At 63.1% G+C, this 23,818-nt stretch carries 21 protein-coding genes; 16 read left to right on the forward strand and 5 right to left on the reverse strand.

Annotated features, from left to right (window positions below; translation table 11 throughout):
- Positions 1-21: 21 nt before the first annotated feature.
- The 3 genes from xth to erpA are packed head-to-tail and all read right to left on the reverse strand — an operon-like array spanning position 22 to position 1,573.
- Positions 22-816, reverse strand: a complete 795-nt coding sequence (xth, locus tag MESOP_RS19680; protein ID WP_013895093.1) for an exodeoxyribonuclease III — start codon at positions 814-816, stop codon at positions 22-24.
- A gap of 6 nt (positions 817-822) precedes the next feature.
- The gene (locus MESOP_RS19685; protein ID WP_013895094.1) at positions 823-1,215 is read right to left on the reverse strand and encodes a VOC family protein; all 393 of its coding nucleotides are present in this window, start codon (positions 1,213-1,215) and stop codon (positions 823-825) included.
- Positions 1,216-1,225: 10 nt separating this feature from the next.
- Positions 1,226-1,573: an iron-sulfur cluster insertion protein ErpA gene (gene erpA, locus MESOP_RS19690; protein WP_013895095.1), complete on the reverse strand. Its 348-nt coding sequence runs from the start codon at positions 1,571-1,573 to the stop codon at positions 1,226-1,228.
- Positions 1,574-1,663: 90 nt separating this feature from the next.
- Here erpA and MESOP_RS19695 point away from each other — a divergent pair, with 90 nt between their 5' ends.
- The 13 genes from MESOP_RS19695 (at position 1,664) to MESOP_RS19755 (ending at position 17,699) form a co-directional block, all read left to right on the forward strand.
- Positions 1,664-2,878 carry a deoxyguanosinetriphosphate triphosphohydrolase gene (locus MESOP_RS19695; protein WP_013895096.1) on the forward strand — a complete coding sequence of 405 codons (1,215 nt, stop codon included), beginning with the start codon at positions 1,664-1,666 and terminating at the stop codon, positions 2,876-2,878.
- Positions 2,879-2,940: 62 nt separating this feature from the next.
- On the forward strand, positions 2,941-4,698 hold the full coding sequence (gene argS, locus MESOP_RS19700; RefSeq protein ID WP_013895097.1) for an arginine--tRNA ligase: 1,758 nt from the start codon (positions 2,941-2,943) through the stop codon (positions 4,696-4,698).
- A gap of 103 nt (positions 4,699-4,801) precedes the next feature.
- Positions 4,802-8,170, forward strand: coding sequence for an SPOR domain-containing protein (locus tag MESOP_RS19705; RefSeq protein ID WP_013895098.1), 3,369 nt, complete (start codon positions 4,802-4,804; stop codon positions 8,168-8,170).
- 239 nt (positions 8,171-8,409) lie between these two features.
- Complete coding sequence (gene nagZ / locus MESOP_RS19710) at positions 8,410-9,429, forward strand: beta-N-acetylhexosaminidase (RefSeq protein ID WP_013895099.1); 1,020 nt, start codon at positions 8,410-8,412, stop codon at positions 9,427-9,429.
- 64 nt (positions 9,430-9,493) lie between these two features.
- Positions 9,494-10,294 (forward strand): segregation and condensation protein A, encoded by an 801-nt coding sequence (locus MESOP_RS19715; RefSeq protein ID WP_013895100.1) that lies wholly within the window; start codon positions 9,494-9,496, stop codon positions 10,292-10,294.
- Positions 10,291-11,055 carry an SMC-Scp complex subunit ScpB gene (gene scpB / locus MESOP_RS19720; protein ID WP_013895101.1) on the forward strand — a complete coding sequence of 255 codons (765 nt, stop codon included), beginning with the start codon at positions 10,291-10,293 and terminating at the stop codon, positions 11,053-11,055. The genes MESOP_RS19715 and scpB overlap by 4 nt, the downstream gene beginning before the upstream one ends.
- Before the next feature lie 180 nt (positions 11,056-11,235).
- Positions 11,236-11,457: a twin-arginine translocase TatA/TatE family subunit gene (locus MESOP_RS19725; RefSeq protein WP_013895102.1), complete on the forward strand. Its 222-nt coding sequence runs from the start codon at positions 11,236-11,238 to the stop codon at positions 11,455-11,457.
- A gap of 30 nt (positions 11,458-11,487) precedes the next feature.
- On the forward strand, positions 11,488-12,216 hold the full coding sequence (gene tatB / locus MESOP_RS19730; protein WP_013895103.1) for a Sec-independent protein translocase protein TatB: 729 nt from the start codon (positions 11,488-11,490) through the stop codon (positions 12,214-12,216).
- Entirely contained in the window at positions 12,213-13,088 is an 876-nt protein-coding gene (tatC, locus tag MESOP_RS19735) for a twin-arginine translocase subunit TatC (protein ID WP_013895104.1), read from the forward strand. The genes tatB and tatC overlap by 4 nt, the downstream gene beginning before the upstream one ends.
- Positions 13,089-13,190: 102 nt before the next feature.
- Positions 13,191-14,495, forward strand: a complete 1,305-nt coding sequence (gene serS / locus MESOP_RS19740; protein WP_013895105.1) for a serine--tRNA ligase — start codon at positions 13,191-13,193, stop codon at positions 14,493-14,495.
- Positions 14,495-15,253: a 5'/3'-nucleotidase SurE gene (gene surE, locus MESOP_RS19745; protein WP_013895106.1), complete on the forward strand. Its 759-nt coding sequence runs from the start codon at positions 14,495-14,497 to the stop codon at positions 15,251-15,253. Before serS ends, surE begins: the two co-directional genes overlap by 1 nt.
- Positions 15,250-15,909: a protein-L-isoaspartate(D-aspartate) O-methyltransferase gene (locus MESOP_RS19750; protein WP_013895107.1), complete on the forward strand. Its 660-nt coding sequence runs from the start codon at positions 15,250-15,252 to the stop codon at positions 15,907-15,909. Before surE ends, MESOP_RS19750 begins: the two co-directional genes overlap by 4 nt.
- A gap of 257 nt (positions 15,910-16,166) precedes the next feature.
- Positions 16,167-17,699, forward strand: coding sequence for a peptidoglycan DD-metalloendopeptidase family protein (locus MESOP_RS19755; protein WP_041164198.1), 1,533 nt, complete (start codon positions 16,167-16,169; stop codon positions 17,697-17,699).
- Between the two features lie 110 nt (positions 17,700-17,809).
- Here MESOP_RS19755 and MESOP_RS19760 read toward each other — a convergent pair whose 3' ends face one another.
- Positions 17,810-18,700 carry an NAD-dependent epimerase/dehydratase family protein gene (locus tag MESOP_RS19760; protein ID WP_013895109.1) on the reverse strand — a complete coding sequence of 297 codons (891 nt, stop codon included), beginning with the start codon at positions 18,698-18,700 and terminating at the stop codon, positions 17,810-17,812.
- 113 nt (positions 18,701-18,813) lie between these two features.
- Here MESOP_RS19760 and MESOP_RS19765 point away from each other — a divergent pair, with 113 nt between their 5' ends.
- Entirely contained in the window at positions 18,814-19,629 is an 816-nt protein-coding gene (locus MESOP_RS19765; RefSeq protein ID WP_013895110.1) for an AraC family transcriptional regulator, read from the forward strand.
- Between the two features lie 37 nt (positions 19,630-19,666).
- On the opposite strand, the gene MESOP_RS19770 is transcribed toward MESOP_RS19765, so the two are convergent.
- Positions 19,667-20,587 (reverse strand): ATP-binding protein, encoded by a 921-nt coding sequence (locus MESOP_RS19770; protein ID WP_041164843.1) that lies wholly within the window; start codon positions 20,585-20,587, stop codon positions 19,667-19,669.
- 271 nt (positions 20,588-20,858) lie between these two features.
- On the opposite strand from MESOP_RS19770, the gene yajC reads away from it, so the two are divergent.
- On the forward strand, positions 20,859-21,200 hold the full coding sequence (yajC, locus tag MESOP_RS19775) for a preprotein translocase subunit YajC (RefSeq protein WP_010909882.1): 342 nt from the start codon (positions 20,859-20,861) through the stop codon (positions 21,198-21,200).
- A gap of 51 nt (positions 21,201-21,251) precedes the next feature.
- Positions 21,252-23,801 (forward strand): protein translocase subunit SecDF, encoded by a 2,550-nt coding sequence (secDF, locus tag MESOP_RS19780; RefSeq protein ID WP_013895112.1) that lies wholly within the window; start codon positions 21,252-21,254, stop codon positions 23,799-23,801.
- Positions 23,802-23,818 lie beyond the last annotated feature (17 nt).

The following is a 23,818-nucleotide window of genomic DNA, read 5'->3' on the forward strand; positions in this document are numbered from 1 at the left end:
TGGCCCGGGGGCGCTTCTCCGTCAGGCCGGCAACAAGGCGAGGTCGATCGCCACCGGCACATGGTCGGACGGCTTTTCCCAGGCGCGCACATGTTTTTCGATCGAGGCGGACGAGAATCGGTTGGCGGCTTCCGGCGACAGCAGCAGATGGTCGATGCGGATGCCGTTGTTCTTCTGCCAGGCGCCGGCCTGATAATCCCAGAAGGTGTAGGTGTCCGGCGCATCGGTGACCGCACGCACCGCCTCGGTGAAGCCGAGGTTGAGCAGCCGCCGGAACGCTTGCCGCGTCTGCGGCTGGAACAGCGCGTCGCCCAGCCAGTTCTCCGGAAACCGCGCGTCGATCGGCTCGGGAATGACGTTGTAATCGCCAGCCAGCACCAGCGCCTCTTCCAGCCTCAGGCGCTCTTCGGCCCAGCGCTCCAGCCGCGCCATCCAGGACAGCTTGTAGGGAAATTTCTTCTCGTCATCGATCGGATTGCCGTTCGGCAGATAGAGCGAGGCGACCCGAAGGGCGCCCTTGTCGGTCGAGAACACGCCCTCGATGAAGCGCGCCTGTTCGTCGGCATCGTCGCCGGGCAGGCCCTTGGTGACCTCGTCGAAGCGCAGCTTCGACAGCAGCGCCACGCCATTGAAGCCTTTCTGGCCATGGGTTTCGACATTGTAGCCCAGCGCCTCGATCTCGGCACGCGGGAATTGGTCGTCGACCGTCTTGATTTCCTGCAGGCAAACGATATCGGGCGCGCTCTCGGTCAGCCAATGGGTGAGGTTGCCGATGCGGGCGCGAACGCCGTTGATATTCCAGGTGACGATTTTCATGACGGTCTATTCTTCCTGCGGCGGATGGCGTTCGACGAGGCCGATCGTATTGCCAGCAGGATCTTTTATAAAGGCCATCCACTCGCTTTCTCCCGCTGGACCGAACTGGCCTTCGGTATCGTGATGCACGAGTGTCGGCGGCGCGGTGAAGGGAACGCCCGCGGCCTTCGCCTGGGCATGGAAAGGTTCGAGGCCGGCAATGTCGAGATAGACAGTGCCGGCCGGAACGCCGTCGGTGAACAGCAGGCGCACATCGCCCGCCATGATGAAGGCGATACCCGGGGGATCGTAGCGGGCGTGAACGCCCATACCAAGCACATCGCGCCAGAAGGCCAGCGTCGAATCAAGGTCGCGTCCGGCCGACAGCGCGACCTGACGGACCGCGCCGATGGCAGGCATCGCAATGCCGCTAGATGGAGAAACTGGTGCCGCAGCCGCAGGAGGCGACCGCGTTCGGGTTCTTGATCTGGAAGGATTGGCCCATCAGATCGTCGACGAAGTCGATCACCGAACCGCCCATATAGACCAACGACAAATCGTCGATCAGCACAGTGGCGCCGTCCCGCTCGATGGCGACATCGTCGTCATTGCGCGTGTCGACCAGGTCGAACTTGTAGGAAAAACCCGAGCAGCCGCCGCCTTCGACGGAAACGCGCAGCGCCGTCTTGCCGTCTTCGCCAGAGACGATCTTGGCGATCCGCCTGGCGGCGGCCTCGGTCATGTCGACTTTCATGGCAGTCTTGGCATCTGCGCCCATGGGCGTCACCTTGCTTTCGGTTTCACATGATAGGTATGAAGCGAGAGGGGCCAAGTCAACTAGATCAAGTCAACCGCGGCAGCATCAGCCATGACCAACGAGTTGGGCGACATCGGATTCGGCTATCGGCCGCGCGCGGCCTATGCCACGGATCCGGCGCGCTCGCGCGGCCGGCTGTTCGACGAGGTCGAGAGCCCGACCCGCACGCCGTTCCAGCGCGACCGCGACCGCATCATCCATTCGACGGCGTTCCGGCGGCTGAAGCACAAGACGCAGGTCTTCATCGCCCATGAAGGCGACCACTACCGCACGAGGCTGACCCATTCGATCGAGGTGGCGCAGATCGCGCGTGCCCTGGCGCGGGCTCTGCGCGGCGACGAGGATCTGGCCGAGGCGGTGGCGCTGGTGCATGATTTCGGCCACACGCCCTTCGGCCACACCGGCGAGGACGCGCTGAACGAGAAGATGGCCCAATGGGGCGGCTTCGACCACAACGCGCAATCGCTGCGCATCGTGACCAGGCTTGAGGCGCGATACGCTGAATTCGACGGGCTGAACCTGACCTGGGAAACGCTGGAAGGGCTGGTCAAGCACAATGGCCCGCTGACCGACGGCAGCGGCAAGGGCCTGAAAGGAGCCGTGCCGCAGGCAATCCGCGATTACTCGCAGTTGCAGGACCTCGAACTTGACCGGTTCGCCGGCATCGAGGCGCAGTGTGCCGCGATCGCCGACGACATCGCCTACAACAACCACGATATCGACGACGGGTTGAGGTCAGGGCTGCTGACGCTGGACATGCTGAAGACTGTCTCGCTGCCGGGAACGATCCTGAAGAGTGTACGCGAGCGCTATCCAAGGCTCGATGACGTTCGCACCGGCCATGAGCTGATGCGGCGGCAGATCACCGCCATGGTCGAGGACGTGATCATGTCGACGACAGCCAATCTGGAGCGCGTCAGGCCGCAGAGCGCCGATGCGGTGAGGGCGGCGGGCGAGACGATGGTGACCTTTTCCGCCGAGATGGCAGCGGTCGAGAAGGAACTGAAGGCTTTCCTCTACAAGCACCTCTACCGCCACAAGGAAGTCATGCGGGTGCGCGCCGATGCCGAGCAGATCGTCAGGGACCTGTTCGACGTCTATTTCGCCGACCCGCGCGCCATGCCGGATGGCTGGCGCGAGGGGTTGGACCGGGCTGAAGATCGCATCAAGGCCCGCAGCGTGGCCGACTTTCTGGCCGGGATGACCGACACTTACGCGCTGAAGGAACACCGGCGTTTGTTTGACCGCACCCCGGATTTGAGCTAGGGCGGGCTCGATTTTGCCGGCCAACGAGCCGGATTCGCCATAAAGCCGCCAGAGCAATACCCATGAACATCTTCGCCGATTTCACCGCGCGAGTCATAAAGGCTGTCGAAGCGCTTGATCTGAAAGACAAAGACGGCGTTTCGCCCGATCTGTCGCGCATCGCCGTCGAGCCGCCGCGCGACGCCAGCCATGGCGACCTTGCGACCAATGCTGCAATGGTGCTGGCCAAACCTACGGGGCAGAACCCGCGCGTGCTGGCCGACAGGCTGGCGCTGGTGCTGCGGGATGACGTGGATGTCGCCGCCGCCGAGGTCGCCGGTCCGGGCTTCGTCAACCTCCGACTCAAGGACGGCTTCTGGCAGGCCCATCTGTCGGCACTTCTGGGCGAGGGGCGCAACTATGGCCGCTCGACGATCGGCGCCGGCCGGAAAACCAATGTCGAATATGTCTCGGCCAACCCGACCGGGCCGATGCATGTCGGCCATTGCCGGGGCGCGGTTGTCGGTGACGCGCTCGCCAATATCATGGCCTTTGCCGGTTACGACGTGACCAAGGAATATGTCATCAACGATGCGGGCTCGCAGATCGACGTGCTCGGACGCTCGGCCTTCCTGCGCTATAGCGAGGCGCTCGGCGAGGACATCGGCGAGATTCCGCCAGGGCTCTACCCCGGAGACTACCTCGTCCCCGTCGGCGAGGGCCTGGTCAAGGAATTTGGACGCTCCTTGCTGCAGATGCCGGATGACGAGGCGCTGGCCATCGTCAAGGACCGGACCATCGATGCGATGATGGCGATGATCCGCGAGGATCTGGCGTTGCTCAACGTGCATCACGACGTGTTCTTCTCCGAGCGCACGCTGCATGCCGACAATGCCAGGAAGATCCGGTCGGCGATCAACGACCTGACGCTGAAGGGCCATATCTACAAGGGCAAGCTGCCGCCGCCCAAGGGCGAGAAGCCGGACGACTGGGAAGACCGTGAGCAGACGCTGTTCCGCTCGACCGCGGTCGGCGACGACATGGATCGGGCTCTGGTCAAGTCCGACGGCTCATTCACCTATTTCGCCGCCGATGTCGCTTACCTGAAGGACAAGGTCGATCGCGGGTTCGTCGACCTGATCTATGTGCTCGGCGCCGACCATGGCGGCTACGTCAAGCGGCTGGAGGCACTGGCGCGCGCAATTGCCGGTGACGACGTCAAGCTCACCGTGCTGCTGTGCAACCTGGTCAAGCTGTTTCGCGATGGCGAGCCGGTTCGCATGTCGAAGCGCTCCGGCGATTTCGTGACGTTGCGCGAAGTGGTGGAGGAAGTCGGGCGCGACCCGATCCGCTTCATGATGCTCTACCGCAAGAACGATGCGCCGCTCGATTTCGACTTCGCCAAGGTGACCGAGCAGTCCAAGGACAATCCGGTGTTTTATGTGCAGTACGCCTCGGCGCGCTGCCATTCGGTGTTCCGGCAGGCGAGCGAGCAGTTGGGGGAGGCGAATTTCGACCGCAACAGCCTTGTGGCGGCGGTGACGTCGCTGACCGATGAGGGCGAGATCGGCCTGATCCGCAAGCTCGCCGAATATCCGCGTCTCATCGAGTCCGCCGCGCTTGCGCTGGAGCCGCATAGGCTGGCATTCTACCTCTACGATCTCGCTTCCAGTTTCCACGGACACTGGAACCGTGGCACGGATAATCCGGACTTACGTTTTGTTAAGGTTAACGACCGAGAATTGACGCATGCCAGACTAGGGCTGGTGCAGGCTGTTTCGGACGTTCTGACGTCCGGCCTGACGCTGATCGGAGCCGCTGCGCCCACCGAAATGCGTTAGGTTTGACTAAAAAACCTGTCACCTTTTGCCCACATTGCGCTGGTAAGGGCCAACCCTGCGCGACGTCCATGGCGTCCGACTGAGTGCGAGTTCGGGAACAATAATGGCAGACAGAACCCAGCTGAGAGTAGCCGACAACAACGACATCGCCGACGATGATCCGTTCGCGGAACTGACCAGGATCATGGGATTCGACCCGCGCCAGCCGGTCAAGCCGAAAGCCGACGTCGTCAGTCAGCCGGCGGATGAGGGCGACTTCGATATCGACCTCGAAAAGGAACTGATGGGCGAGTTCGACGCTGGCGACAGCGACGCCGCTCCGGGTGTCGAAGCTCATGAGCCGGCATTCGAAACGGCTTCCGCTCATGAAGGGACGGATGACGATCTTCGCGCGGACGATGATCTTGCGCTTTCGCTCGACGACGATTTCCACCTGGACTTCACGGCTGCCGATGAGCAGGCGTCCGTCGCCAGCCATGGGAACCCGAGCGCTGCCGAATCCGCACCAGCCGTCGAACCTGCTTTCGACGCCGATTTCGATAATGCCGTCGCCAGTTCGCTCGAAGACGTTTCCCCCTTCGAAGACGACGTGCCGATGGAGGACGAGCTTGCCGCGTCGCTCGATCGGGATTTCCGCATCGAGGACGAAGTCGCCGAGCCCCAGCACGCGGTTGCCGAAGTGCCGGTCGCTGTCGAGGCCGCCTCCGATCCTGAATTCGACGACGAAGCCGCGATTTCACTCGAAGACGAATTGATGCTCGACGACCATCCAATGGATCAGCGTGATGCGGCTGCGACCACGGTGGAATACCCAGAGCCGGTGGCGGCCGCCCAGGACCAGGACCAGGCGATTTCCGACGAGGATTTCGAGGACCGTTTCGACGACGCCATGGCCGATGTGGATTTTGACGTTCCAGCGGATGAGCGGGTGGCCTTCAATCAGGCGGAAGCAGACGAAGTGCGCGCCGATGCCGTGGATACTGGCGAATTTTCAAGCCCTGAAGCCGGGCCGGATGATGCATTCGATCTGAGCTTGGACGATGGCGTTGCCGAGCCTGCCGAAGAGCCCGTCGTTGCCGAGGCCGCGGCCACTCCCGCCTGGCTGGTGGCGCCCGCCGCAACCGTGACGGCCCCTGCCGCCAATGAACGAAGCCTGGAAGACGAGTTGAACGCGCTGCTGGGTGCCATGACCCAGCGCACGGCTCCGGCGGTCAAGGAAGAGCCCGTCATGGCTCAGCCCTTTGTGGCCCAGGCCCAGCCTTCCGCTGCTCCCGCCCAGCCTGCTGCCGCACCAGAGACGGTTGCCGACGAGCCCGCCGACCTTGCTGGCGACCTCGACTGGGATCTCGATGAGTCGGCGTCCGAAGAGGCGCATGCCGCCCAGGCCGCCGATGTCGATCTCGACGATATGCTGTTCGATGAACTCGGGGATCACGGCTCGGATGCCGCCGAGGTCGACGTCGATTTCGACAATGATGCATTCGACGCCGCCTTGGCCAACAGCCTCGATCCACGTGATGGGACCGCTTCCCCGCAGGATCGGGATGATTCTCTCGATTGGCTGGCGGAACGTTCCACGCCGACGGAGCCAGCCCGCTCGTGGAGCCGCGTGACGCCGGTTCCCCAGCCGCCGGCGTTTGCCGCGCAGCCGTCCGCTTCGATGGCGGCCAGGACCGCCACACCGGAAGCAGCCCCAGCGGTGGCATCTGTGCCGTCCTACCGTGCGGCCGAGCCGGCTGCGGCTGCTGCCTACGCAACCCCAGTCTCGGCACCGCCGGCGCCGCAGTCCCCGCGCTACGACGAGATGCCCGATGTCGAAACGGTCGATGTGCCCGAGCGCGTCGTGGCGCTGGCTGACGATCTCGACATTCCGGAGCTGCACTTCGAGGAAGATGCGCCGACGACGGCCGGCTATGACGATCTCGATGCTGAGTTCGCCAGCCTTTTGACCGAGATGAATTCGGTCGAGGTCGCGCCGGCTTCCGCCGGCAGCGCTTCGTATGCCGATGAATCCTACAATGCCGGTTTCAACCCTGGTGGGCTCAATCCGGCCTATGAAGAGCCCAAGCCGGCCTATCAGCCGGAAGCGCGGACCTATGCGGCGCGACCGGCGGAAATGCCGGCCCGTGCGGCGACGACCGCAAGTTATGCCGATGCCGCTGACGGCTTCGACCTCGACAGCCTGCCAGGCAGCCAGCCGGTTTCGCAGGCGGACGATTTCACCGTCGACGAACTCGACTACGATCCGGAACTCGACGAGGCGATGTCCGTTCCGGGTCTGGGCGAACGCGAGGCGGCCAAGTCGTCGGGGCGTCGCGGCCTGTTCATCGCGGCGATTGTCGGTGCGGTGGCGGTTGCAGGCGGCCTTGGAGCCTTTGCGCTGTCTTTGGGTGGCAAGGGCGGGAGCGAAGCTCCGGTGATCGTCAAGGCCGACAATTCGCCGATCAAGGTCAAGCCTGAGAATCCGGGCGGCACCGTGGTGCCGAACCAGGACAACAAGGTTTATGACGCGGTGGTCAAGGGCGCGAAACCGGCCGAGCCGGTTCAGCAGAAGCTTGTCACCGACGTCGAGGAACCGGTGGATGTGCAGGCGAAGGACCCGGCACGCGCCGTCGATCTTTCCCCCGACCAGAACGCTGCGGCTGACCAGAACGCTGCCGCCGGCGAAACGGGCGACAACAACGCCGCGCAGACGACCGCCAATGCCGCGCCGGCGACTGCCAATGCAGCGCCGACCGGCGATGCGGCGCCAGCCGACAACGTAGCGCCGGCACCCAAGTCCGAGGATCGCATCGCGCAGGTGCTGCAGGATGCCGAGAAGGGCACCAACGCCGATGTCGTCGCCGTTGCGCCGCGCAAGGTGAGGACCATGGTCGTCAAGTCGGACGGCTCGCTGGTGCCGCGCGAGGACCCGGCACCGGCCGCACCGCAGGTGGCCGTCACCGAACCGGCCGATCCGGCGCCGCAGCATGTCGCCCCTGCGGCCCAGTCCGATGCCGACCAGACCGGCACCGTGGCGCCCGTCGCCGCACAGTCGGACGACGCGCCGGCCCTCAAGCCGGCAGCCAAACCGGAAAAGGCCCAGTCAGCCAATACGCAGTCAGCCAATACTCCGGCCAAGGTTGCGATCGCGCCACAGCGTCCGTCAGACCAGCCGGTCGACGTCGTCGGCGAGGTCAAGCCCGATCAGGTCGCCTCCATCGATCCGGCAACGACGGCAACCGGTGGCGGTTCGTGGTCGATGCAGGTTGCTTCGCAGCCGACGGTGGAAAGCGCCCAGTCGAGTTACCAGGATCTGCAGCGTCGTTACGCCAGCGTGCTTTCCGGCCGCAAAGCCAACATCGTCAAGGCCGAGATCGCCGGCAAGGGCACGTTCTACCGCGTTCGCGTCGTGGCTCAGTCGCGCAACGATGCCATCAACCTGTGCACCAACTACAAGGCTGCCGGCGGCAACTGCTTCGTGTCGCGCTAGAGCAATTCCAGGAAAAGCGTGAAGCGATTTTCCGTTCGGAATTGCGTCAAAACCAAGAGTTAGAGCGGTTTGCCGTTTCCGTGAAACGGTGAACCGCTCTAGTCACCGGTCAACCAATCAAGCCGGCGCGGCCTTAGACCGCGCCGGCTTTTCATTTTTTCATGTGGAAGCCGTTGGCGCCGGGCGGCTGTGATCCCGGGACGATTCCCTTTCGTCGCGCGAAGCCCTAGACTCCAGACATGACCGAATCAAAATCCATGATCCTCGGCTGTGCCGGGAAATCGCTCACCCGCGAAGAAATCAATTTCTATCGCAATGAATGCCCGTGGGCCTTCATCCTGTTTGCCCGCAACATCGGCGAGACCGAGCAGATCCGCGATCTGGTCGCCGAGATGCGCGACTGCATCGGGCGTCCCGATGCGCTGGTGTTCATCGACCAGGAAGGTGGCCGGGTGCAGCGCCTGCGGCCGCCGCTGGCGCCGAACTATCCAGCGGGCGGCGCGCTTGGCGCGTTGTGGCGCGACGATCATGACGCCGGTGCCCGCGCGGCCTGGCTGTTGGCGCGCCTGCACGCCTTCGACTTGCTGCGCTACGGCATCACGGCGGATTGCCTGCCGGTGCTGGACGTGCCGATCGAGGGCGCCAGCGACGTCATCGGCGCGCGCGCCTACGGCAAGGAGCCGCGTCCGGTCATCGAACTCGGCCGCGCCGCTGCCGAAGGCTTGATGTCGGGCGGCGTGCTGCCGGTCATGAAACATATTCCGGGCCATGGCAGGGCCTTCGCCGACACCCATTTCGAGCTGCCCGTCGTCAACGCCTCGCTCGGTGATCTGCAGCGGCACGACTTTGCTCCGTTCCGGGAGCTCAACCATCTGCCGATGGCGATGACGGCGCATGTCGTCTACAGCGCCATCGATCCCAACAACCCGGCGACGACGTCCGGCAAGGTCATCGACGAGATCATCCGCCGCGAGATCGGCTTTGATGGGCTCCTGATGAGCGACGACACCTCGATGAAGGCACTTTCTGGGGATTTCCCGACAAAGGCGGCCTCGATCCTTGCGGCGGGCTGCGATCTGGTCCTTCACTGCAACGGCGTTTTCGAGGAGATGGCGGGCATCGCGTCGCGGACCAAAGGGCTTGAGGGCAAGTCGCTTGAGCGTGCAAAGCGCGCGATGACCTATATAGAGAAACGCGACGCGGCCGAAGAAACCGAAATACGCGCCGAATTCGCCACCTATTTCGATGCGGTGGCCTAGCTGAAAGGGAAGTGACGAGGCAGTGGCGGAAACATTGGAAGGCAAGGCCGCGAAGGCCGCACCGATGGACCGCCTGTGGGCCGAGAACGACGATTCACGGCTGACGGGCGATCCGTCGCTGGTCGTCGACGTGGCCGGCTTCGAGGGTCCGCTCGACCTTCTCCTGCACCTTGCCCGCACCCAGAAGGTCGATCTGGCGCGCATCTCGATCCTGGCGCTGGTCGAGCAGTATCTGGCCTTCGTCGAGACGGCGAGGACGCTGCGGCTGGAGCTTGCCGCCGACTATCTGGTGATGGCGGCATGGCTCGCCTTCCTCAAGTCGAAGCTGTTGATCCCCAAGCAACCGGGCGAAGAGGGCGAAAGCGGCGAAGAGCTGGCAGCGGTGCTGCAGTTCCGGCTGAAGCGCCTGGAAGCCATGCGCGACGCTGCGGCGCGCCTGGTCAACCGCAACCGGCTCGGCCGCGACGTGTTCGCGCGCGGCATGCCCGAAATGGTCATCATCGAGAAGCGCAACGCCTATTCGGCGTCGCTCTACGATCTCTTGACCGCCTATGCCCAGCAGCGGCAGAAGCAGGCAATCAACAATGTGACGATCGCCAGGCGTGGCGTCTGGTCGCTCAAGGACGCGCGCGACGTCCTGACCCGCCTGGTCGGGGCTGTTAGCGACTGGACGACGCTGGAAAGTTTCCTGATCGTGTACATGACCAGCCCCGAGGAAAGGCGCACGGCGATCGCCAGTTCCTTTGCGGCAACATTGGAACTGGTGCGTGACGGCACGATGGACGTTCGTCAGGATCAGACGTTCGCACCGATCTATCTGCGCGGTCGGGTGCAGCCGATCAAGGCAATCGAGGTGGCAACATGAGCGAACGCGCCAATGCTTCCGTGATCCCGTTCAAGGTCGAAGATGAGCCGGAGCAGGAGCTTGTTGCCGAGGAGGGCGCCGAGCAGGTCCAGAATCCGGCCGAGCGGCTGCATATGGCGGAGGCCGTACGCATGGCCGAGGCGATCGTGTTCGCCAGCGCCGAACCCGTCAGCGAAAAGCAGCTTGCCGCGCGCCTTCCCGACGGCATCAACGTCGCCCTCGCGATGGCCGAGCTGCAGCAGATCTACGCCCGGCGCGGCGTCAATCTGGTGCGCGTCGGCGATGGCTGGGCGTTCCGCACCGCCGGCGACCTGGCCTTCCTGATGAGCCGCGATACGGTGCAGCAGCGCAAACTGTCGCGGGCGGCGCTCGAAGTGCTGGCGATCATCGCTTATCACCAGCCGGTGACGCGCGCCGAGATCGAGGACATCCGCGGTGTCGAGACCTCGAAAGGCACGCTCGACACGCTGCTCGAGACGGAATGGGTGCGCATGCGCGGCCGCCGCAAAACGCCCGGCCGTCCGGTCACCTACGGCACCACCGAGACCTTCCTCGACCATTTTGCGCTCGAGGAAATCCGTGATCTTCCCGGCATGGAAGAATTGAAGGGCGCCGGCCTGCTTTCGGGCCGCATGCCGTCCAATTTCTCCATCCCGCAGCCGCCGGCCGACCCGGACGCGCTGGCCGAGGACGAAGATCCGTTGACCGACATCGATCTCGAGGAACTCGGCCTGCTGACGCCGCGCGTCACGGAAGATTGACCGCGAAATCTGTTTCAAAAGCAGTCGGCAGACTGTACATGCGCGGATTCGTAGCGGGCCATCACACTGAAAATGCGTGACAACCGCCACCCTTTCATAAACTCTGTCGCAGTTGTGTTTGAATCCCAACGCGAAAACGCATAGATCATCGCCAGGGAAACCATTCGAGAGAGATTTGCTATGGGTTCATTTTCGATTTGGCACTGGATGATCGTGCTGGTCATCGTGCTTCTGGTGTTCGGCCGCGGCAAGATCCCCGAGCTGATGGGTGACATGGCCAAGGGCATCAAGAGCTTCAAGAAGGGCATGGCGGATGACGATGTCGCCGAAGACAAGCGTACCGTCGAACACCGTGCCGACGAGACCGTTTCGGCCGTGAAGGAAAAAGCCAGCAAGAGCTGAGCCAGAAAGTTCTAGTCGGAACAGATTGCCATGTTTGAAGTCGGCTGGACCGAAATGCTGGTGATCGCGATCGTCATGATCGTGGTCGTCGGACCGAAGGATTTGCCCAACATGCTGCGTACCTTTGGCCGCACGACGGCGAAGCTGCGCGCCATGGCCGCCGATTTTCAGAAGCAGTTCAACGAAGCGCTGAAGGAAGCAGAGCTCGACGACGTCAAGAAGTCGGTCGACGAGCTCAGGGGCCTCAGCCCCGTTGCCGAGATCAAGAAGCAGCTCAATCCCTTCGAGCAGGCGGCAGCCGATGTGCGCGCCGGTGTCGACGCGGCGATGAAGCCGAAGCCGGCCCCTGATCCGGCAACGCCCGCACCCTCTACACCCGTGGCGGCCGAGCCATTGAAGAACGGCGCGACGACCATGCCCGGCGGCGCGGAGGTCGCGCCGGCGACTTTCCCGGCAATGACCGATGAATCGGTGGCAGCGCCGTCATCGAGTGCGGCGCCCAAGGCGCCCGCGGCGAAGAGGGCGACCAAAGCTGCGCCGGTAAAGGCTGGGCCGGTTGCAAAAGCGTCGGCGGCAAAAGCTTCTGCGCCTGCGAAAGCGAAGACCGCGCCTGCGCCAAAGCCTGAAGCGGCGAAGCCTGCTGAGGCCAAGACGATTGCTGCCAAGACGATTGCTGCTAAGACCGCGGCGAAGGCCGAACCGAAACTTGCGCCAGTGAAGAAGCCGGCAGCCAAAAAGACGGCGGGAGCCGCCAAGTGAGCGTTTCGGACAAGGAAAAGGACGAGATCGAAAAATCGTCCGCTCCACTGATGGAGCATCTCATCGAACTGCGCCGGCGGCTGATCTGGTCGCTCGGTGGCTTCTTTGTCGCCTTCCTGGTCTGCTTCTTCTTTGCCAAGAGGCTGTTCAACCTTCTGGTCGTCCCGTTCAAGTGGGCGACGAAATGGGCGGGGCTCGATCCGCACAAGGTCGAACTGATCTACACCGCGCCGCAGGAATTCTTCTTCACGCAGGTCAAGCTCGCCATGTTCGGCGGTATGGTGATCGCCTTTCCGCTGATCGCCACGCAGATCTACAAATTCATCGCGCCCGGCCTCTACAAGAACGAGCGCAACGCGTTCCTGCCGTTCCTGATCGCGTCGCCCATTCTGTTCCTGATGGGTGCCTCGCTGGTCTATTTCTTCTTCACGCCGATGGTGATGTGGTTCTTCCTCGCCATGCAGCAGGCTGGCACCGACGATCAGGTGCAAATCTCACTCCTGCCGAAAGTGTCGGAGTATCTCAGCCTCATCATGACGCTGATTTTCTCCTTCGGCCTGGTGTTCCAGCTGCCGGTGGTGACCAGCCTGATGACACGCGTCGGCATGCTGTCGTCCAAGGCGCTGGCGGAAAAGCGCAAATGGGCGATAGTCATTGCCTTCATCGTTGCCGCCGTGCTGACACCGCCGGATCCGATGAGCCAGATCGGCTTGGCCATTCCGACCATCCTTCTCTACGAGGTCTCGATCTGGGCCGCGCGGTGGATCGAGCGGGATCAGGAAAAGCAGCGGGTGGCGCGCGAGAAGCAGGAAGCCGGCGAGACCGTGGCAGATAAAGCGCCGGACGAGCCCCCAGCGCCGGCTGCTTCGTAAGACAACAGGCAGCGCTGGAAATAGACAGTCGCTGTCCGCTCTATCTTGCATCAATCAAGGATGCGGTTTACGCCCTCTCGCATAGCTGAGGACGGATAAACCATGCTTGACATCAAATGGATTCGCGACAACCCGAAGGCCCTTGTCGAGGCGCTGGTCAAGCGCTCGTGGTCGGCGGCTGAGGCGCAGTCCACGGTTGATGAATTGATCGCCATGGACGAGGCGCGGCGCGAGCATGTCACCGAGCTGCAGACCAGTCAGGAGCGCCGCAACGCCGCCTCGAAGGAGATCGGCAACGCCATGCGTTCGGGCGATGCGGCCCTTGCGGAAAGGCTGAAAGCCGAAGTCGGCGAGATCAAGACCTTCATCCAGAATGGCGAGGCGCGCGAGCGCGAACTCGACAAGGCGCTGAACGACGCGCTTGCCGTGCTGCCCAATGTGCCGTTCGACGACGTGCCGGTCGGCAAGGACGAGCACGACAATGTGGTCAAGCATATCGTCGGCGAAGTGCCGACGCGCCGGAACTGGGTGAAGGAGCATTTCGAGATCGGCGAAGCGCTCGGCATGATGGATTTCGAGCGCGCGGCAAAACTGTCGGGCTCACGCTTCACCGTCCTGAAGAGCGGTCTGGCACGGATGGAGCGCGCGATCGGCCAGTTCATGCTCGACTTGCACACCAACGAGCACGGCTATGAGGAAATCATTCCGCCGCTGATGGTGCGCGACGAGGTGCTGTTCGGCACCAACCAGTTGCCGAAGTTCGAGGAGGATCTGTTCTTCACGCAGCACGGGGATGGCCGGCTTGGCCTGATCCCCACCGCCGAAGTGCCGCTCACCAATCTGGTGCGCGAGGAAATCACCGCGCATGAAAAGCTGCCGCTGCGCTATACGGCGCTGACGCCGTGCTTCCGCTCGGAAGCAGGGTCGGCCGGGCGCGACACGCGCGGCATGCTGCGCCAGCACCAGTTCTACAAGGTCGAGCTGGTCTCGATCACCGATCAGGAATCGTCGCTCGCCGAGCATGAGCGGATGACGCAATGCGCCGAGGAAGTGCTGAAGCGGCTCGGCCTGCCGTTCCGGACCATGGTGCTGTGCACCGGCGACATGGGTTTTGGCGCGCGCAAGACCTATGACATCGAGGTCTGGCTGCCCGGCCAGAACGCCTATCGCGAAATCTCGTCCTGCTCTGTCTGCGGCGATTTCCAGGCGCGCCGCATGGACGCTCGCTACAAGGACAAGGACGGCAAGGGCAACCGCTTCGTCCATACGCTGAACGGTTCGGGCACCGCTGTCGGCCGCGCTCTCATAGCTGTCATCGAAAACTATCAGAATGAGGATGGCAGCGTAACCATTCCTGAAGTGCTGCGGCCTTACATGGGCGGTCTGGAAAAGATCGAATCGAAATAATGCGCATTCTTCTGACCAATGACGACGGCATTCATGCCGAGGGCCTGGCGTCGCTCGAACGCGTTGCCCGCACGCTCTCCGACGATGTCTGGGTGGTGGCGCCCGAGCAGGACCAGTCCGGCTATGCGCATTCGCTCTCGATCTCGGAGCCACTGCGGCTGCGCAAGATCGGCGAGAAGCATTTTGCCGTTCGCGGTACGCCGACAGACTGCGTCATCATGGGCGTGAAGAAGATCCTGCCCGGCGCACCCGACCTGATCCTGTCGGGCATCAATTCGGGCGCCAACATCGCAGACGACGTGACTTATTCGGGAACCGTCGCAGGCGCCATGGAAGGCGCGCTGCTCGGCATCCGCTCGATCGCGCTCAGCCAGGGCTACAGCACAGTCGGCGAGGATCGCGTGGTTCCCTATGAGACCACCGAGGCGCTGGCGCCGGCGCTGCTGAAGAAGCTTGTCGCGACGCCGCTGCCCGATGGCGTGCTGCTCAACGTCAATTTTCCGAACTGCCTTCCCGAGGAAGTCGCAGGCACCGTGGTCACCTCGCAGGGCAAGCTCGTGCACAGCCTTTGGGTCGACGAGCGGCGTGACGGGCGCGGCCTGCCTTACTATTGGCTGCGCTTCGGCCGCGAGCCGGTCGAGGGCAAGCAAGGCACCGATCTCTACGCACTGCGCAACCGCCTGGTGTCGGTGACGCCGTTGCAGCTCGACCTCACCGCGCATGAGATCCGTGACCAATTGAGCAAGGCGCTTGCATGAACCAGGGCTTTCCAATCGACGATCGCGAAGGATTTGCGGCTTTCCTTTTGCGCCTGCGCGGCAGGGGAACGGTGCCAAAGGCGCTGATTGCGGCTTTCGAGGCGACGCCGCGGCGTGGCTTCCTGGCGGCACAGTTTCATCAGATCGCCTGGTCGGACCGCATGCTGCCGATCGAATGCGGCGAGGCGATCGAAGGGGCGGACATGCAAGCGGCGGTGATCGCCGCACTCGCCATCGAAGCGGGAAACCGCGTGCTCGAGATCGGAACCGGCTCTGCCTATACCGCGGCGGTGATGTCGCGGCTGGCGGCGCGGGTCGTCACCGTCGACCGCTACAAGACGCTCGTCGAGCAGGCCAGGCAACGTTTCGAGGCGCTCGGCATCGGCAATGTCATCGTGCGCCAGGCGGATGGCTCCGGCGGTTTGCCCAATGAAGGGCCATTCGACCGCATCGTCGCCTGGGCCGCCTTCGACAGCCTGCCGCGCTTCCTGCTCGATCAGCTATCGAGCGGCGGCATCGTCATCGCACCGATCGGCCCGGAGGAGGGCGAGCAGGTGCTGGCCAAGCTGACCAAGGTCGGCAGCCGTTTCGAGCGCGAGGATATCGGCCTTGTGCGGCTGCAGCCGATCCTGCGTAGCGTCGCCGCGGTGATCTAGGCGCGTTGAGGTTCAGGTGAGGCCGTCCTGCAAATGGCTGATATCTGCGCTTCCAGCGCTGGCGCACTGAAGTACGCTCCGCTCCGGTTCTCGGTATACCATTTTCGACTCGGCTTGACCTGAATCTCAACCCGCCTCCAGTCCACTCGAAAATGTTTTAAGAAAATTTTCGTCGGATTCTAATGGGTTAACCGACCAGTAACATTAACGCGCTTTAATCCTGTCCAGTTGGTTCAGCGTTTGTGCGGGTTAGTGCGATGCAATTCAGTGTTTTGAAGGCAAATAGTCGCAATCTGGCGCGGGGCTGCGCTGTTCTCATGATTGCAGGCGCGGCGGCAGGGTGCAGTTCCCAGGCTTCGCGGTTCAACAGTGTCGATGACGTCTTCACCTCTTCGACCAACAATCAGCGCGCCATCATCAACAAGCAGGATGCCGTACAGCCCTATCCGGGCGACGTCTCGGCCGCTCCGCTCGATGGCAGCCATACGCAGTCGGTGAGCCGCTCCAGCCTCGATCCGGTCTCCAGCCGGCCGTTGCCGCCGCCTGCCACAGCCCAGGCGCAACCCGAGCCGGCGCTCGCGCCTGCCGCCAATCCGGTGCGTGTCGCATCGGCGCCGGCCATGGTCCGGCCGGCTCCTCATGTCGACAGGACGACAACCGGCACCGTCGCGCCGGCCGCGAAGCCGTTCAAGGAAGCGCAGCCCGATGCGCCGAAGGTGGCGGAGGCGGGCAGGCCGCACGCGACCGAAATCGTCGTCAGGGACGGTGAGACCATTTCCGGCCTGGCAGCGCATTACAAGGTGCCGGCCGATGTCATCATGAAGGTGAATGGCCTCAGCCCGACCAAGGGGCTGAAGAGCGGCCAGAAGATCGTCATCCCGGCCTATGCCTATTCGAGCAAGGCCGAGCCGAAGGTCGCCGACGCAAAGCCGGCGAAGGACGGGAAGCATAACCTGCCGGCCACCGCGCCGGACAAGGTCGCAGTGCTGCCGCAGCAGCCGAAGCTCAAAGAAGGCAAGACTGCCGCTCAGGTCGACACGTCGGCCGCCGCAAGCCAGCCCAAGGAGCCCAAACCAACGCAGGTGGCCAAGGCAACCAGTGCGGCTGGCACCTATACGGTCCAGTCGGGTGACACGATGTCGTCGATTGCCAGGAAGACCGGTGTCGGCGTCGTTGCGCTGAAGCAGGCCAACGGCATGAAGGATGGCTTGCTCAAGATCGGCCAGACCTTGAAGGTGCCGGCCGGCGGAACCGCGACTGTCGCCAGCGTCAAGCCGGCGAAGGTCGATCCGGTGACGACGGCAACGACGCAGCCTGCGGCAAAGACGACGCCGTCGGAAACGCTGGCATCCTACACGCCGCCGAAGAAGGATGCGAAGGTCATCCAGCAGGCCGAGGACGACGACGCGGTGGCGCCGGATGCCACGGGTATCGGCAAGATGCGTTGGCCGGTGCGCGGCCGGGTGATCTCTGGTTTCGGATCCGGCAAGGACGGCGTCGACATCGCCGTGCCCTCGGGCACGCCGATCAAGGCGGCCGAGAACGGCGTCGTCATCTACGCCGGCGACGGCCTCAAGGAATTCGGCAACACGGTGCTGGTGCGCCACGAGAACGGCCTCGTCACCGTCTACGGCCACGCCAGTTCGATCGAGGTGCAGCGCGGCCAGAAGGTCAAGCGCGGACAGGAAATCGCGCTGTCTGGCATGAGTGGCACGACGGACTCGCCGAAGCTGCACTTCGAGGTGCGCAAGAACTCGGCCCCGGTCGACCCCTCGACCTATCTCGAATAGAAGAAAAAAAGCGATTTTGCGGGCCGTCTGACCTCCAGTCCAGCCCGCCGGCTCAGCCCGCCCCGCAAGGAGCGGGCTTTTTCAGTTTGAAAGAACCTACTTCTCAAGGCTCAGAGATGATCACGCAGCGTGTCGGCGATCATCGTCTCAAGGCTGCTCGCCTTCACGCCGAGAAGCGTCTCGGCGTCGGAGAAATCGACCAGCAACGGGCTTTCGAAGAGGTAGCTCATCTCGATGAGTTCATGCATGCCCAACGCTTCCATCTCGGGGATCGAATAGGAACGTGTGTCCACAATATTCCGGCGGAGCATCGCCGCGGTTTTATGGATGAGCTCCCGAGGTGAGGCGTGTTGGGAGGGAACATGAAATGCCCGGTCCCATTCACCCGTGTAGCGGGAAGCCGCGACGAGCGTCTTGGCGACGTCCTTGGTGAACGTCCAGGCATGGGTTGCGTCGAGGTCACCGATGAAAGGGGTAGGTTTTTCCTCGATTATGGAGGGCAGGGCGAGGAGTGAGAAATAGCTGATCGCGCCATGTCCCAGATAGTCGCTGGACCGCACTTCGATTGCCGGTACATCGGCACGAACCGCCCGCTGCCACATGATCGTCCTGACGGTTCCTTTCCTGGAAGTCGGATCCAGGGACAGGTCGGAGCGAAGCGGGCTGTCGGCATTTTGCCCATAGCCGTAAAGGTTGCCGAGCACGACCAGCTTCGCACCGACCGTTTCCGCGGCGCGCACGGTACCGTCGATGATCGGGAAAAAGTCGGTCGGCCACCGATGATAGGTGGCCATGGCACACATGAAGATGGCATCGGCGTTTCGGCCGATACGCGATAGTTCCGCGGCATCGGTGGCGTCGGCCTGCACGGTGCGGACGTTTTGCAGCGCGTTCGAACCGACACTTCGGCTCGTCAAGACAACATCATGTCCCTCTTCGCCCAGAAGGCGCGCGGTCTCGCGACCAACCGGGCCTGCTCCGACAACAACATAGAAACTCATGGCATGACCTCTCATCCAAGTTTGATGGAGAGGCGTAGGTACATAGCCACGGCATTGAAAATCGCGCTGGAATTGCCAAGTCTTGGACAGGTTTTGCCATGAATGGAGAGGGCATGCGTCCGCAGGTCATTCCGGCCCCGTCCGATGTAACAATGGGCTCCCGGCATGTGGAAGCCGGGGTCCATCGTCTGCCCCGGGCGCCACACCATCGCATCATGGTGCATGCAAGTGCCGCGACGCGCTCCTACTGCAATGAGGTTCGACGATATTTCGTCAGGCGCGCCGGCGATATCGACCTGGTGCCTGCCGGACAGGAGGGCGGTTTCGAGGCTGAGACCCCATTCGACACGATCGAGATCGCCTTGCAGCCAGCCTTGCTGGAAAGGGTGGCGGCGGAACTTGGGGGTAAGGTGCAGGCTTTGCGGCTCGATACGCGCCATCTGCTTCGTGACCAGCGCATCGAACACCTCGCCCGGGCGCTCGAGAGCGATCTCAATGCAAAGTCGCCGAGCGGGTCGTTGTTTGCCGACAGCATCGGCGCAGCGCTCGCGGTGAGGCTGCTTGGCCTCGATGAACCTGATGTCGGTCGAACGAACCGGTTGTCGGATACCCAGCTCAAGCGCGTGCTGGACCATATCGAGGCTGCTCTCCACGAGCCCCTTTCGATCCATCGACTAAGCCGGGTTGCCGGCGCGAGCAGCTCGCACTTGCGGACATGGTTCAAGGTGGCGACCGGTGTCACCCTGCATCGCTACGTGTTGCGACGTCGCGTCGAACGTGCGCGCGTCCTGCTGCAGCGAGGCGATCTCAGCACAAGCGAGGTGGCGGAATTGACGGGCTTCGCACACCAGTCACACCTGGCGCATTGGATGCGCCGCGAGATTGGTCAAACGCCGCGCGACTTGCGACGGGCGCTGCCGCCCAAATGATCGTGACGTTGGATGGCGTTGGCGACGCGATCTAGCGTCAATCCTTCAGCGGTTTGCCAAGCCGGCCGGCCAGGTCCTGCGTGAACTGCCAGGCGACGCGGCCCGAGCGGCTGCCGCGGGTCGTTGCCCATTCCAGCGCCTCGGCGCGCAACTGCTCGGGGTCGACGTCGAGGCCGTGATGGCTGGCATAGCCGTTGATCATGTCGAGATATTCGTCCTGCGAGCATTTGTGGAAGCCGAGCCACAGGCCGAACCGATCGGACAGCGAAACCTTTTCCTCGACCGCCTCGGACGGGTTGATGGCGGTCGAGCGCTCATTGTCGATCATGTCGCGCGGCAACAGATGGCGACGGTTCGAGGTGGCGTAGAAGATGACGTTGGCCGGGCGGCCTTCGACGCCGCCTTCGAGCGCTGCCTTCAGCGACTTGTAGGACGTGTCGTCATGGTCGAAGGACAGATCATCGCAAAACAGGATGAAGCGGAAGGGAGCCGCCTTCAGCAAGCCCATCAGCTTCGGCAGCGTGTCGATGTCCTCGCGGTGGATCTCGATCAGCTTCAGTGGCAGGTCGGACCTGGACTGGTCGGACTTGGATTGGTCGGACTTGGATTGGTTGGATTTGGCTTTGGCATTGATTTCCGCATGCACGGCCTTGACCAGCGACGATTTGCCCATGCCGCGCGCGCCCCACAAGAGCACGTTGTTGGCAGGGTGGCCGGCGGCGAAGCGCTCGGTGTTGTCGACCAGGATGTCGCGGACGCGGTCGACGCCGCGGATCAGGCCGATGTCGACGCGGTTGACCTTGCGCACCGGCTCCAGATAGCCGGGATCGGCCTGCCAGACGAAGCAGTCGGCTTCGCCGAGGTCGGTTTGGGGCACCGGCGGCGGGGCGAGGCGGCTGACGGCCTCGATCAGCCTGTCGAGTTTCTTGTTGAGGGCGTCGATGGTGCTGTCGGTCATTTCAGGTCTTTTGCTTCGTTTCCTGGGGCAGGTGGGAGGGATCTTTTCGAATCCGTCGGGTTCGAAACCGGTTCCAACCTTTTGTTCGAGCGTGATCTTTTCGGAAAACCGGCTCGCGCTTTTCGCGATCATGCTCTAACACGGCTCAACAGGCCGGAAAAGCAGCCGATTTGCCGGGCCGCGCAGTTGCATTGACAACTTTACCGACTATATTCCGGCCAAATTTCAAGGGGGCCGTTCGCGGCCGTTTTCAAAATTCAGGAGTACCTCGATGTTCGTGACACCGGCATACGCCCAAGGCATCGGCGGCGCCTCTCCCGATATGTTCATCAGCATTTTGCCGTTTGTCCTGATTTTCGTGATCATGTATTTTCTGATCATCCGCCCGCAGCGCACGCAGCTGAAGAAGCGCGGCGAGATGCTGGCGGCGGTCCGTCGCGGCGACACGGTCGTTACCGGCGGCGGTTTTGTCGGCAAGGTGACGAAGGTGATCGACGACAATGAGCTCGAGATCGACCTCGGCGGCGGCACCAAGGTGACGGCGCTGCGTTCGACGATCGCCGATGTGCGCGTCAAGGGCGAACCGGTGGCCAACCAGAACGCCAAGAAATAACCCAATTCCAGGCGGAGCGATCCGCGGACACGCTCTGACGGACGACGCCATATGCTGTATTTTTCGCGCTTCAAGATGATCCTGATCTGGGTGGCCGTGGCCATCACAGTGATCCTCGCCGCGCCCAATCTGTTCCCTGCCAGCACGCTGGCCCAACTTCCGAGTTGGGTTCCGAAGCGGCAGATGACGCTCGGCCTCGATTTGCAGGGCGGCTCGCACATCCTGCTGGAGATGAACCAGAACGACCTGATCAAGGATCGGCTGGAGACGACGCGCGACGAAATCCGCACACTGCTGCGTGACGCCAAGATCGGCTATACCGGTCTTGCCGGCAACGGGCGGACCTTGCAGGTGCGCATCACCGACCCCGCCCAGCTCGATGCCGCCAAGAAGGCCTTGAAAACCTTGACCGACCCGGTTGCCGCCGGCCTGTTCACCGGCGGCTCCATCCAGGAAATGTCGCTGGATGAATCCGAGCCCGGCCTGCTTAAATTCACGGTGACCGACGCCGGCATCAAATACCGCACGTCGACCGCATTGGCACAGTCGATCGAGGTGGTCGAGCGCCGCGTCAACGAGCTCGGCACCACCGAACCTATCGTACAGCGGCAGGGCGACGACCGCATCCTTGTCCAGGTGCCTGGCCTGCAGGATCCGCAGCGGCTGAAGGAAATCCTCGGCCAGACCGCGAAGCTGACCTTCCAGATGGTCGACCAGTCGATGCCGGTGCAGGACGCCCTCAAGGGGCGCCCGCCCGCGGGCTCGTCGGTGCTCTACTCCCAGGACGATCCGCCGGTTCCGTATCTGATCGAGAACCGCGTCATCGTATCGGGCGAAAACCTCGTCGACGCGCAGGCGACCTATAATTCGCAGAACAACGAACCGGTGGTTTCATTCCGCTTCGATTCGAAGGGTGCGGCTCGCTTCGGCCAGGCGACCGCACAGAATGTCGGCAAGCTGTTCGCCATCATCCTCGACAACCAGGTGATTTCGGCGCCGCAGATCCGCGAGCCGATCCTCGGCGGCACCGGCCAGATCTCCGGCAATTTCACCGCGCAGAGCGCCAACGATCTCGCCGTGCTGCTGCGCGCCGGCGCGCTGCCCGCGACGCTGACGGTGATCGAGGAACGTACCGTGGGTCCCGGCCTCGGCCAGGATTCGATCCATGCCGGCAAGGTCGCCGGCATTATCGGCTCGATCCTCGTCGTCGCCTTCATGTTCGTCGCCTACGGCTTCCTGGGCTTCCTCGCCAACATCGCGCTTGCCGTGCACGTGGCGATGATCGTCGGCGTGCTCTCCTTGCTCGGCGCGACACTGACCTTGCCCGGCATTGCCGGTATCGTGCTGACCATCGGCATGGCGGTCGATTCCAACGTGCTGATCTACGAACGCATCCGCGAGGAACGACGTGCCGGCCGCTCCGTGATTCAGGCGATCGACACCGGTTTCACCAAGGCGCTGGCGACGATCGTCGATTCCAACGTCACCTCGCTGATCGCCACCGTGGTGCTGTTCTATCTCGGCACCGGCCCGGTGAAGGGCTTTGCCATCACCTATGCCATCGGCATTCTGACCACGGTCTTCACCGCCTTCACCTTCACGCGTCTGCTGGTGTCGATCTGGCTGCGTCGGGCTCGCCCGAAGGAGTTGCCGAAGGCACCGGTGACTTTCGTTCCGCCCGGCACGAAAATCCCGTTCATGGGCATCCGCCGTTGGACGTTCGCGCTGTCGAGCACCTTGTCGATACTGTCGGTGGTGCTGTTCATGAGCGTCGGCATCAATTACGGCATCGATTTCAAGGGCGGCTCGCTGATCGAGGTGCAATCCAAGTCCGGCAATGCCGATCTCGCCGACATCCGCGGCAGACTAACGGAACTCAACATCGGCGAAGTGCAGGTGCAGCAGTTCGGTGCTCCGAACGACGTGCTGATCCGCGTCGGCACGCAAGATGCCGGTGAGAATGCCGAGCAGACGGTGATCGACAAGGTCCGCGGCGAGTTGCAGGACCAGTATGATTTCCGCCGCGTCGAGGTGGTGGGGCCGACGGTTTCCGGCGAATTGGCCAAGCAAGGCACCATCGCCATGATCGTCGCGCTGGTCGGCATCCTTGTCTATGTCTGGTTCCGTTTCGAATGGCAGTTCGCGGTTGGCGCCATCGTCGCGACGGTGCACGACGTGGTCATGACGCTCGGCTTCTTCGTCATCACCGGGCTGGAGTTCAACCAGTCATCGCTGGCCGCGATCCTGACCATCATCGGCTACTCGCTGAACGACACGATCGTGGTCTATGACCGTGTTCGAGAGGACCTGCGAAAATACAAGCGAATGCCGTTGCCGCAGCTGCTGAACAACGCCATCAACGAAACGCTGTCGAGAACGACGCTGACCTCCGTCACGACCAGCTTGGCGCTGCTGGCGCTGGTGCTGTTCGGCGGCGAAGTCATCCGCTCCTTCACGCTGGCGATGTTGTTCGGCGTTGTCTTCGGCACCTATTCGTCGATCTTCATCGCGGCGCCGCTGCTGATCCTGTTCAAGCTGCGGCCGCAGGCTTCGGCCGACGAGGAGAAGCCGGTCGGCGGCGGCAAGGCGGTCGCGACCTGACGCGCGGCGCTGAAGGG

The organism is Mesorhizobium opportunistum WSM2075 (assembly GCF_000176035.2).
Lineage (GTDB): Bacteria > Pseudomonadota > Alphaproteobacteria > Rhizobiales > Rhizobiaceae > Mesorhizobium > Mesorhizobium opportunistum.